This window comes from Mesorhizobium sp. ZC-5 (assembly GCF_025753855.1).
Taxonomy (GTDB): Bacteria; Pseudomonadota; Alphaproteobacteria; order Rhizobiales; family Rhizobiaceae; genus Neomesorhizobium.
Genome location: NZ_JAOWPT010000003.1, coordinates 709,365 through 721,031, shown reverse-complemented (window position 1 = coordinate 721,031; position 11,667 = coordinate 709,365). Strand labels below are relative to the sequence as shown.

The 11,667-nt window shown below is 58.8% G+C and carries 9 protein-coding genes; 1 reads left to right on the top strand and 8 read right to left on the bottom strand.

Annotated features, from left to right (window positions below; all coding sequences use genetic code 11):
* Positions 1 to 257 precede the first annotated feature (257 nt).
* From glp to OHD58_RS12175, 7 genes are all read right to left on the bottom strand, one after another.
* The gene (gene glp, locus OHD58_RS12205; protein WP_263803569.1) at positions 258 to 1,532 is read right to left on the bottom strand and encodes a gephyrin-like molybdotransferase Glp; all 1,275 of its coding nucleotides are present in this window, start codon (positions 1,530 to 1,532) and stop codon (positions 258 to 260) included.
* A gap of 271 nt (positions 1,533 to 1,803) precedes the next feature.
* The gene (locus OHD58_RS12200; protein WP_263803568.1) at positions 1,804 to 4,266 is read right to left on the bottom strand and encodes an arsenate reductase (azurin) large subunit; all 2,463 of its coding nucleotides are present in this window, start codon (positions 4,264 to 4,266) and stop codon (positions 1,804 to 1,806) included.
* A 14-nt stretch (positions 4,267 to 4,280) separates the two neighbouring features.
* On the bottom strand, positions 4,281 to 4,802 hold the full coding sequence (locus OHD58_RS12195) for an arsenate reductase (azurin) small subunit (RefSeq protein WP_263803567.1): 522 nt from the start codon (positions 4,800 to 4,802) through the stop codon (positions 4,281 to 4,283).
* 156 nt (positions 4,803 to 4,958) lie between these two features.
* Entirely contained in the window at positions 4,959 to 6,293 is a 1,335-nt protein-coding gene (locus OHD58_RS12190; protein WP_263803566.1) for a sigma-54-dependent transcriptional regulator, read from the bottom strand.
* Complete coding sequence (locus OHD58_RS12185; protein WP_263803565.1) at positions 6,283 to 7,740, bottom strand: sensor histidine kinase; 1,458 nt, start codon at positions 7,738 to 7,740, stop codon at positions 6,283 to 6,285. The genes OHD58_RS12190 and OHD58_RS12185 overlap by 11 nt, the downstream gene beginning before the upstream one ends.
* Entirely contained in the window at positions 7,737 to 8,585 is an 849-nt protein-coding gene (locus OHD58_RS12180; RefSeq protein WP_412177199.1) for a PhnD/SsuA/transferrin family substrate-binding protein, read from the bottom strand. Before OHD58_RS12180 ends, OHD58_RS12185 begins: the two co-directional genes overlap by 4 nt.
* Before the next feature lie 204 nt (positions 8,586 to 8,789).
* The gene (locus tag OHD58_RS12175; RefSeq protein WP_263803564.1) at positions 8,790 to 9,665 is read right to left on the bottom strand and encodes a LysR substrate-binding domain-containing protein; all 876 of its coding nucleotides are present in this window, start codon (positions 9,663 to 9,665) and stop codon (positions 8,790 to 8,792) included.
* A gap of 74 nt (positions 9,666 to 9,739) precedes the next feature.
* On the opposite strand from OHD58_RS12175, the gene OHD58_RS12170 reads away from it, so the two are divergent.
* Positions 9,740 to 10,759: a permease gene (locus OHD58_RS12170; protein ID WP_263803562.1), complete on the top strand. Its 1,020-nt coding sequence runs from the start codon at positions 9,740 to 9,742 to the stop codon at positions 10,757 to 10,759.
* A gap of 37 nt (positions 10,760 to 10,796) precedes the next feature.
* On the opposite strand, the gene phnE is transcribed toward OHD58_RS12170, so the two are convergent.
* The gene (gene phnE / locus OHD58_RS12165; protein WP_263803560.1) at positions 10,797 to 11,606 is read right to left on the bottom strand and encodes a phosphonate ABC transporter, permease protein PhnE; all 810 of its coding nucleotides are present in this window, start codon (positions 11,604 to 11,606) and stop codon (positions 10,797 to 10,799) included.
* Positions 11,607 to 11,667 lie beyond the last annotated feature (61 nt).

Sequence of the window (11,667 nt, the reverse complement as noted above, 5' to 3'; positions counted from 1 at the left end):
GTGCTTAGGAATTGTGGGCACGGCCCAACGACTGGTTCCGATCCGAAACAAGCCCTCCGGTTGAGCGGTGTGGAAGGTCAGAAATTGGCGCATCCACGTCTGTCAGCGGTCGCCGGGAAGGTCGGCTTTCAGGCAGCGATCAAACCACTCTGAGCGGCCGACTTGGGTGCGCGAAGCTGTCATTCCGCAAGGATTGCAAAGGTCTTTCGGGTCATTCCAAGGAAGACCTTGGAAGTCGCGTTCTCAGACGTGCTTCCTCAAGAAATCAAGGATTCGAAATAAAGCGGATTGCCATGTTCGATTGCAGTAGCATCGGGGCGCAACACCGCAATTCCCTCGGCCAACGCCATGGCTGAAAGGCTGGGAGATGATCCGCGTCCAAGCATTTCTAGGATTGGCCGCCCCACGTCGTCCGTTCCGATCTGTCTGACAGGGACAAACTCGGTCCGGCCCAGCTTTTTTTCGTAGTCGAATCCTGCAACGCCAGGCAGCCAGGTCGGTCCTACATCCGACAACCCTGCAGTTTTCCGGATTGCAGGTAGCGCGATCTGGAGGAAGGTAACCAAAGCCGCATTCGGATTGCCCGGCAACCCAGCGAAGAGCATTTTGTCGATCAAGCCGATTTTTACTGGCTTCCCGGGTCTCATGGCGACCTTCATCACATCCAGCGCGCCGCGATGGTGATTGAGAGCCGACACAACGTGGTCCTCCTCACCTGCCGAGACACCGCCTGTGGTTACAAGCACATCGCAACTCCGAGAGGCCTCCCCAAGTATTTCGACGAGTGCTGCGCGGCTATCAGGCACAATTCCCAAGTCCACAACCTGGGCCCAAGCGAACGTAGCCATCGTGGAGTGGATCATCACGCGATTGGAGTTGTAGATTTGCCCAAAAGAAAGAAATCCACCTGGCTCCTGCAATTCCGAGCCGGTGGAAATCAGGCCAATGCGAACTTTTCGCAAGACCTCGACTTCCGCGAAACCCTGGCCAGCAAGAAGGGCCATCCTTTGCGGGGTCAATTGCGATCCAGCAGACAGAATTGGCGTTCCCCCACGCACGTCCTCGCCCGCGCGTCGGATGTTAGCACCTGATCTTGGACCTTTCACAATGACGACACGGTCACCATCGCGCTCACAATGTTCCTGCATGACGACAGTATCAAAACCTGTCGGCACAGGCGCACCTGTGAATATCCGGACGGCCACGTTCCCCGTTGTCGCGAAACTACTTCCGGAGCTGCCCGCTGCGACGCGACCCGTCAGCTGAAACTCCCACGGGCCCTCGCCCTTCACCTCGCAAGACCTGATCGCATATCCGTCCATCGCGGAGTTGTCGAAAGGCGGAAGATCGATCCGTGCGTTGATATCCCCGGCCAGTACTCTCCCTGCGGCTGCCAGGAGCGGGAGGTGTTCTGTATCCCTGACGGGCGTTGCAATCGAAACCGCCTTCGCGGCGGCGATGTCGACAGGAATGACACTGCTTTTTGCGCCTGCACTGCAGTTGTTTTCAGTCACGGCAAGGACGGGTTGCATGTCAGCCTCTGTTTGGGAGCACTCTAAAGGTAGGCGACGTGGTCCCGGATTTCATCAGGCGTTCGGTTCCGCAAAAGCCATTTTGGATTCGGGACCTCACTCGAGTTGAGCAGACACACCGCCAAACGGTGTCACCCCAGCCGAAAACGGCCGTTCTTCGTCATCATGCCTTGGAGTAGTTGAGCCAGCGCGCGGCTCCTGCGGCACGCCCAACGGCATAATACGATCCCGCCGCGATGTTTCTCGCGGCGGGATTCGGAATGGGAGGCATTCACGTCGCTTGGTATTCCTGCGACTTGAATGACAGGTGCTTCACGCCTTCGGGCGCATCCGAAATTTTCCGGATGTTCGCCCAGGTTTGCTTGTAATTCGGCAGGATCAGTTCGTTCGTGCCGGCGTTAATTACATTGCCCTGCACTCCGGTCGGGAACCCGAACAGCATGAACGTTTCTCCCTTTCTGGCCGTCGGCGTCGGGTAGACCATCGCCTGCGTGGAGCCGCTCTCGTTGTAGACCTCGACGAGGTCACCGTTCTTGACACCAAGTTCGGACATATCGTCGGGACTCATCTCGATGAACGGATAGGGCCACCGATCCATGACGAACTCGCTTTCCTGATCGAGGAAGGCATTTTGCCAGACCTGGTTCGCGCGGCCGTTGTTGATGAGGTACTTGTTGTTCTTTTTCTGCTCCTCCTTGCCCGGGGCTTGGAGGCCGCGCCACAGGGCCTCCATAAAGGTCGCCTTGCCATCCTTGGTCCCGAACTTGCCGTCGGTATAGAGACGTTTGGTTCCGACGATCTTGCCGTCCTCGAAAGCCGTGGCAGGCTCTTGGAAGCCGTTGTTGCCCATGGCGCGGAGGCGCTCGTATGTCACGAACTCACCGCCACCTGCATTCTTGTTGTAGCCATCCATGAAGGCATCTTCTTCGGTCCTCCAATCGTAACCCTTGAACTGGTCCGCATAGGCATTGTCTCCCATTTCGCGGAGGACCTTCTCCATGTGCTGGGCGAGGCCTGCGGCTATCATACAATCGGGCTTCGCATTTCCGGGCGGGTCCATGTAGCGCTCGACCAGACGCATCCGCCTCTCGCCGTTCATGGAGGTCAGGTTCATTTCGCCGGACTCGGCAGCCGGAAGCCAGACGTGGCTCGCCGCCCCGATCTTCGAAGGAATGATGTCGACGTCGACTGAGAACAAGCCACCGGCCTTGATCGCATCGGTAATGGCCTTCACCATTCCCTCGCGATCGCCATAAGGCACGGCATTCATCGCGTCTTTCACGATGTCCGTGCGCTTCTTGTAGACCATGTTGAACTGGTGGGCGTTCAACGTGGTCTTGTAGTGGTCGCAGGCCCAGATGTGATGAACACCACCCTTCCCCTCGATCAGGAGCTTGTCGACATAGGCTGCAGGACGCCCCACGTGGGCATCCGAGGGTCGTACGTATCCCTCCTGGTGGCCGCCCATGCGGACACAGCCGCCACCCTCGCGGCCAACATTCCCCGTGCCCAGGGCAACGTTTACGAGAGCAGCATTCGTACGATAGTTATCGTTGCCCCAGATCAGGCCTTTTTCGTAGGCGAACATGGTGCGCCGCCGCTTGCCCTCCTTGGGTTCGGCGATCCAGGCTGCTGACTGGCGTATCTGATCGACGGTCAGCCCGGTGATCTCGGCTGCCTGTTCCAGAGTTGTCTTGTTGGCGGCGAGCGCCTTGTCGAAGTCCTTTGTCGAGGCTTCGATGAACTCCTTGTCCATCCACCCCTTGTCGGCAATTTCGGTCAGCCAAGCATTGAACAGCACCATGTCGGTTCCGGAGTTGATGGCAAGGTGCATCACGTTATCCTTGCCGGCTTCCGCCTCGGCGGCATTCACCGAAACCGTCCGGCGCGGATCGACGAAGATGATCCGGCCGTTCGCGTGCGGCTCATCCGGAAGCTGCTCCTGCTTCTTCTGCATGGAGGTGCCGCGAAGGTTCGGTACCCAGTGATTCAGAAAGTAGTTCGTCTGGGTTTCCAGGGGATTGTTTCCGACCGAGACGATCGTGTCGGCCAGTTCCGCATCCTCGTAGCAATTGTTCAGTTCGCCAACGCCCATATCGCGGGTGGCATGAACTTCCGAATTGTAGGCAGGCCGATTGTGGATGCGGATGTTCTTGACCTTCATGGATCCGAAATAAAGCTTTCCGGTACCCCAGGTGTTTTCGTATCCGCCGGCTGATCCGCCGTGGTCGAACACCGACACGAACAGGCCATCCTCCCCCTGCTCTTTGACGACCGCCGCGGTCACGCGGGCAACGAGGTCCAACGCATCGTCCCAGGAGGTCGGCTGCATTTGCCCGTAGCGCCAGACCATGGGATCGGTGAGCCTCTGCAACTGCGAATTCCGGGTCGTCGAGTAACGGAGTTCCCCCATGCGAGCGCCACGGACGGATCCGAGGCCGGAATTCACTTCGCACTCATGGTCGGGCTTGATGACGATATGGACGTCCTGGCCGTCCTGCTTCACGACGTTGTACATCGATGGCGCGTACCAGGCGTCCGTCTCGGCGGCCTGCTGTTGTGACAGGTCGACGCCAAAGACATTCGAAGCGGCTTCGGTACCGCCCTGTTTGTTGGCTGGCCAGGTATAGGCGTGATAGCCGCATCCAACGATGCAGTAGTGGCAGGTGACGTTGTGCTTCTTGGCATCTGCCGGAATGATCGGCAGCCGGTCAACGTGACGTTTGTAGGCCATGATCCGATCCTCCCTCAGAGAACATTGCTCAAGCGGCCGTAGAGGAGCTCGTCGACCCCCTCGGCATAGATGTCGCCTTTGTCGTCTATGCGCAGCGCGTACTGCGGAAGATTGGCAGTCGATTGCCCCCATATCTGTTGGCCGCCGGCATCCGCATCAAACCGGGAATAGTGACCCGGGCAGTTGAAGCTGTGGTCGTCGGCATTGTAGGTCAGGGGAAAACCCTTGTGCGGGCACACGGTCGAGAAGCCGACAATGTCGCCGTCGGGGCCGGCACCCCCCTGGACCCGAGTGCCCAGCTTCAGAAGCACGCCCGGAGCGTCATCGTCAGGATAGCCGACGTCGAAGGGCTCATTCGGCTTCAGGTCCGAAACATTGGCCAGCTTGTTGGAAGGGTATTCGACCAGTGCAAGTGCGGACGCGGCCTTGGCCTGCGTCGGCAGGCTGACCGCCGTTGCCACTCCTGCAGCTGCGAATGCGCTCCCTCTGAGGAATTGACGCCTGCCGATATCGACCAGTTTGCTGCACCGTTCCATACGTTCCTCCCGATGATGGTTTTTGACCTCACCAAGAAGACAGCAACCTTCGTGCCAATTTCGCCAGCCATTGATGTTGCGGCATTATTTAAGGATTCAGAGCAAATCGTTTCTACCGCCCGTTCGGATTTCCGCACTTGGTGCAGTGCCGAAGGTTCAGGAATCCGAACGTTCGCGATCAGCCATTCCGAACCGCGTCATCTTCTCCCATAACGTGGTTCGGGAGACTGCAAGCAATCCTGCAGCCTTAGCGATCTGGCCGCCGGTTTGTTCCAGCGCACGCTCGATCTGGCGTTTTTCCGCCGCGTCGCGCACGACCGACAGAGAAAGAAAATCTTCAGCCGTCGATCTTCCGAACTGCTCCGGAAAAAGGTCCCCGGGCATGATCCACTCAGTGGTCGACAGCGCGGCCGCGCGCTCGATGCGGTTTCGCAATTCGCGAACGTTGCCTTTCCAGCCGTGCGAAAGCGCAGCCTCTTCCGCAAGAGCACTGAGGCCGCGAATGCGGTTGTCGGTCCGGGTGCTCGCATCCGCGAGAAAGCGGTCCATAAGCCAGGCAATGTCGTCGGCGCGCTCCCGGAGCGGGGGTATGTCGACGGGTAGGACCGCCAAGCGAAAATAAAGGTCTTCCCGAAAATTCCCGGAGCCGGCTGCGGGAAGGTTGCGATGCGTCGCCGACACGATACGGGCCTTGAAAGGCACAGGTGCTTCACCGCCTACGCGCAGGAAAGTCCCCTCCTCGACGAGGCGAAGGAGCTTGGCCTGCAAGGCAAGGGGCATGTCGCCGATTTCATCCAGAAACAGGGTGCCCCGGCCTGCCCTCTCGGCGTAGCCAAGATGACGCTGGGAGGCGTTCGTGAACGATCCTTTTTCGTGGCCGAACAGCTCACTCTCGAGAAGCTCATGCGGGATCGCGGCGCAGTTCACCGCGATGAACGGGTCTCCGGAGCGCGGGGAAACCTGGTGGAGATAGCGCGCGGCAACTTCCTTGCCGGATCCAGTCTCGCCCATGATGAGGACAGGCAAATCGTGCGGAGCATAGCGCCGCAACATGTCCTCGACCGAATGCATGGAATCCGAGACACCAAGCACATAGTCGTGGGCACGCGTGCCGGTAGGACGGCGGCCGAGTTCTATGCGGCGAAGGAATTCATCCATGGAAAACGGCTTGGTCATGAAATCGACTGCGCCGGACTTCATCAATCGAACCGCCTGATCGATTTCTCCATACCCCGTAACGAACATAAAGGGCGGCGTATTGGGCAGCTTGGCAAGTTCGTTGAATACGGTCTCGCCCGAAACATCCGGAAGACGAACGTCGCAGATGACCAGATCAAGGGATTGCGGCAGCGTACCGATTTCCGAGATCGCCTCCCTCCCCGTCTCCCACCACGTGACCCGCCATCCTTCCAGTTCGAGCCGCTGGACGATCGAGCCGCCCATGACCGGATCGTCTTCGACAAGACCCACTCTCGCCCGCTCAGGCAGCATTGGCTTTCTGATCCTCCCATTCCAGGGGCAGCAGCAGGGTAATCGCCGTGCCTCCCGTGGATTTTTCGCCTATCTTGATCGTTCCGCCCAAATCGTCAATCACGCGACGGACCATCCAGAGACCCAGACCTCGACCAGCCCGTACGGCAGGTCCGGGATCACGATCGAGCAGGATTCCTGCGATATCCGGCGGCATTCCCGGGCCTTCATCTCCAATATCGATGGTCAACATCCGCTCGGTACTTGTTGCCGAAAAGCTCACCTGGCCGCCTTCCGGTGTCGCTGCCGTTGCGTTCAAAAGCAGGTTGAGCAATGCCTGTCTGACCAAACCGCCCCGGATTGGAAGCTCTTTGGATGACCGCCATACGACATCCCATTCGAGACGCTGCATTTTGCGACGCAACTCCGGCCTGATCAGCAGGCCGACGTCCTCCAAATCTTCGGCTGTCAGCGGGTGCTGTGAACGTTCCGGCCTGTACGTGGCCAAAGCAGCCTCCACGACATCCCGAATGCCTGCCAGTCCGCGTTCAATCAGCCGGATCGAGGTCTCCCTGACTCCAGGGGTCTGACCGTGTTCCTTCAGGGTGTCGATGGCATTGAACAGACCGCCAAGGGGATTGTTGATCTCATGCGCCATTCCTGAAGCCAAGCGACCCAAGCTTGCCAACTTTTCTTCCTCGGCAAGTTGCATGGCGAAATTTGCACGCTCGCGCTCGGCATGCACCAACGCGTTGTAGCCGTGGAAAAGGCTGGCGACTTCGCCATCCCCCCGGGGGATTTCGTTCGCTGAAATTGGCTCGGCAACCCCTTGGGCGGCCGATCGCATATGGTTTTCCAGAACGCGGATCGGACCCACCATGCGCCGAACAAGCAGGAAGCCTCCGAAGGCGAACAAGACAGCAACAATTCCGTTCGTGACCAACAAGGTGATCAGAACCTCGCGCCTCTCCGCAAAAAGATGCGACACGTCGAATGTAGCGTGGATCGTACCGATATGCTGGCCCTGGTAAATCAGCTCGCGGTGGGCAAACCCGGTAAGCCTTTGGCCGTCGATCGTTACGTTGCCAGGTCCGTAACGCGCCGAATACTCTGCAGGCAGTACGGAGTAAGTCTCAATCTTTCCCGGGTCGCTTGCCGCAAGAACACGATCGTCCGATCCCGTGACCACCGTTTCGATTGGGGCTAGAGCTTCATAAACGGTCGAGGATCGATCGAGAGCGTCGAATACTTCCCAGACGTCCCCCCGCAAAACGGCTGGCAATATTGAAGACGAAAGGCCATCAAGATACGTGCCCGCCAAGCCGTTGAGATAGCTTTCCTGGATACGGGACAATCGATCGAGAACTCGTTCGGAAATCGCGGCGGTGATGACGACCATCAGGATGGCGACGATCGCCGGCACGCGAAACGAAACAGGAATCGATTGCCAGCGTCGGAACGGGTTCATCCGAATTGCCTCACCGTCTCGACCTTGGCCGCGATCGTGTCGAATAGCGCGGGTGGCGTGACGAGAAAACCATCGAGACGGAGCATTTCGAGCACTTTTCGGCCCTCTCTGTCTCCCGACATGGACACCAGTGCGTCGCGCAGCGCCGCGATCCTTGAATCGGAAGCCAGGGACTTCGCCGAGGCGATCGGCGGAAAGCCCAGCCATTCGGACTTCCTGACAATCATCGTGCGATTCACCAGGGATGGTTCGATTTCTTTCATCACCTCCCAGACGTAACCATCGACGCTTCCCGACTGTGCCAGTCCGGAAGCGACCGCGCGAATGACGTTGCGGTGGCCGTACGTGAAGAAGTTGCGTGAGAAGAACTGATCGGGGAGCATGCGGTTTTCGGCCAGCAATGCGCGCGTGACAAGGAAACCTGAATTGGAATCCGGATCGGAGAAAGCGTGGATATCGCCGTGGAGGCGAGTCCAATCGCCGACGTCCCTGCCTTGGGTGGTTATCAAGTAAGACTGGTAGAGCGGCTTGCCGTGCCAGGACGGTGTCGCGACAAGGTCGAGGTCGGCCTTGTATTGCACATAAGGATATCCGCAGATCCAGGCGGCATGGATTTGTCCCGATACCAGCAGGGCCGTGATTTCCTGATAGGTTCGACGGGACACCAACTCGACAGCCCCTCCCAATCGGGACTCCAGATACGAACGCAAGTGTCTGAGGAGCTCCAAATCATTGGAGAGAAATACAGGGGTAAGGCCGAATTTGAAGGAAGTTTCACCAGCATGACCCAAAACGGGTGTGGCCATGGCCGCCAAACCCGCCGTCACGAACCACCGCCTGTTCAAGTGCCCCTTCCCGCGCACTCGATCCCGACTTGTCGCTCGCAAATTCACCTCCCGTCAGGGGCAACCCTGATGGGCGACATTAGTCCAGATCGGTTTGGAATGCGACGGACTGACGACCCTAAGGGTGGGGCCCGGCTTGAGATTGTACGCGGAGATCGCTCAATCGTCGTAGCGGGTCGGCTTGCCGTTCTTTCTACCGCCGCATCAGGCTGCCTTTTGAAATGCTGACCGAATAGCGATCTCCATCGAGTCGACCAATTCTCTAGCAGTTCCGGTCCCTTTCGAAAGCACAAGCTCGGAATCTCCCAATGGGGGCAGGAAGCCATCACCATCGACCCGCAGATGGGGAGTCATTGAAATCCGCGGCAGCACGCCGACGGCTGTGCCGGCTGCGATGGCCGATCTCACTCCGGCCACGCTTTCGCTTGTGCAGACCACTTGGAAATTCACGCCCGACGCCTCCAAAAGCTCGAGACAACGGCTTCGCCACCAACATGCTTTGTCGAAGAGCGCAATAGGGAGCGGTTTTCGGTCCAAGACATCCGTGAAAGTTGAAGCTGCCCACACGGCTGGCTCTCGGTGGATCACGACATCGACCGGCGATACGATTTCAGGTGAATGGATGGCAAGATCGAGCTGGCCCCGCGAGATCATGTCGGGGAATTCCACGCTGGATCCGCAACGGACCACCACTTGCGCATTCGCCTGAGTGCTCGAGAACGATGCCAGTATCGAGGCCAAAACCCGTTCGCCATATTCATCCGGGATGCCAATCCGGATCTCGCCGCCGGGTTGATTGCCCCTCATCTCGTTGACCGTCTGATCCAGCGTTGAGACCACTCTCCTGGCGATCGGAAGCAATTTCTCGCCTGCGGGCGTCAGCGTCACCCCGCGACCGTGGCGCTGGAACAGCAAGTGTCCGACGGTTTCCTCGAGTTTTTGGACCTGAAGGCTGATTGCTGACTGGGTGCGAAACAATCTGGACGACGCTCGGCTGACGTTGCCTTCCTGGGCAACGACAAGGAAAGTCCGCAGCAAATCGCTATCGAGCGAAGGAATTGTGCCATCGTTCGTGCTCATGGCTGATATATATACTATTCGTTTTTCTCATAAAAGTCGGTGACCTAAGCTGGGTGGCAACCACGAAGGTCACTATGGCCAGTTCTGCAACTCTTCCCTATCCATCGACCCGCATCATCTGGGCATTGACCGTAGCAATTGCTGCCGGTGCCAGTCTGCAGTGGCCTGAAAAGGCAGTGGAAATCGCGCGTTTCGTTGCAGTGAGCTTCCTGGACGTCGCACTGCTCATCGGTGCTGGACTGCTGTTGTCAGCTTGGGTGGCCGCCAGTGGAGCCGGCACCATTACAGCGGAGATTTTCCGGGGCCGCCCGGTCACCACGATTGTCCTCGCATCTTTCGCAGGCACGATCACGCCCGTGTGTGGAGTAACCGTGCTCCCGCTGATGACCGGTCTCCTGGCTTCGGGAGTTCCCCTTGCCCCGGTGATGGCGTTTTGGCTCTCGTCCCCCGTGACCGACCCCGCGATGTTTGCAGCCACCTGGGCAACACTGGGCCTCTCGTTTGCTGTTGCAAAGACAATCAGCGCTCTGGGACTCGGGATTTTCGCAGGGGGCGTTACGGCAGCCCTGGCAACAACGCAGGCAGTGAAAAGACCGCTGCGCCGATCACGTGCATCGAGTGGGGAAACGTGCGGCCACTGCGTTGCCGGATACCGGGCCTGGGTATGGGGAGACCCGGAAAGAAGCCGGATTTTCTGGCTGGGTCTCCTAAAGACCGCCAGACTTGTAGCGGTTTGCCTGACTTTGGCATTCGCGGCGGAGTACCTGTTGAGGGACGCAATGCCCGACCATCTGCTTGGGACTTATGTCGGCACTGACTCGCCTTATGCAATCCCGCTCGCCGTCTCGGTTGGAGCTCCCATGTACCTGGACGGATATGCGGCGCTCCCCATGGTACGAGCGCTTCTGGACCTCGGCATGTCTCCGGGTGCGGCGCTTGCATTCCTGGTGTCGGGAAGTGCCGTCAGCATATGGGGTGTACTCGCAGTAGTTCCCATCCTGCGGACATCCACCCTCATGCTGTTCGTGACTTTGGCCGTCATCGGCTCCGCGGTCGCCGGATATGTCTTTGACTGGGCTTGGAACGTGATCTGATTCCACATGGGCCAAAGGTGGCCCTCCGTCCACTACGTCATAGGAAGAGCTTGCGTAGTTGCTGCGACAGCAGGTCAATCAGCGACACCGTCACCAGCATGATGATTAGCATTGCCGACGCCTGAGGATAGTAAAAGCCGCGGATCGACTCGAACAGCACCTGGCCGATACCGCCGGCACCGATGACCCCGAGGACCGTGGCGGCGCGCACATTCGACTCAAATCGATAAAGCGCATAGGACATCCAGAGCGGCATCACTTGCGGAACGACGCCGAACACGACCTCCTGCAAGCGCGATGCACCTGTGGCTCTGATGGCCTCGACCGGCCGGAAATCGATCGCTTCCACGGCTTCCGAAAACAGCTTGGCCAGGATGCCGGTGGTGTGCACGAACAGCGCCATCACGCCCGCGAAAGGACCAAGGCCGACGGCAACCACAAAAAGTACGGCGAAAACCAGTTCATGAATGGACCTGCAGGCATCCATCAGCCGGCGCACCGGCTGCACGATGTACCAGGGCGCGATGTTGCGGGCGGACAGGATACCGAATGGGACAGCCAGGACTGCCGCGAGGAATGTTCCCCAGAGTGCGATCTGGATCGTGCCGACCATCTCGGCGAGGTAATAGCGCCACTCCGTAAAGTCGGGGCGAGCGAAGCCGCTGGCATAGGTGGCCATATTGCCCGCATCACTGAACAAATAGGTCCAGCGACTCATTTCAGCGGGAGCCCAGCTCCACACAAGCAGCACAGCCAGGATAATCCAGGTCGTCATGTTCCAGATGCTGCGCGACCAGTCGCGCTCGACCTCGGGAGCGGGATTATCGGATGTGGTGACGTTCGCCATGTCTTTCACCGTCAAACAATGTCGGTCGCGCATCAAAATTGCGCGACCGACCTGGGAGGAT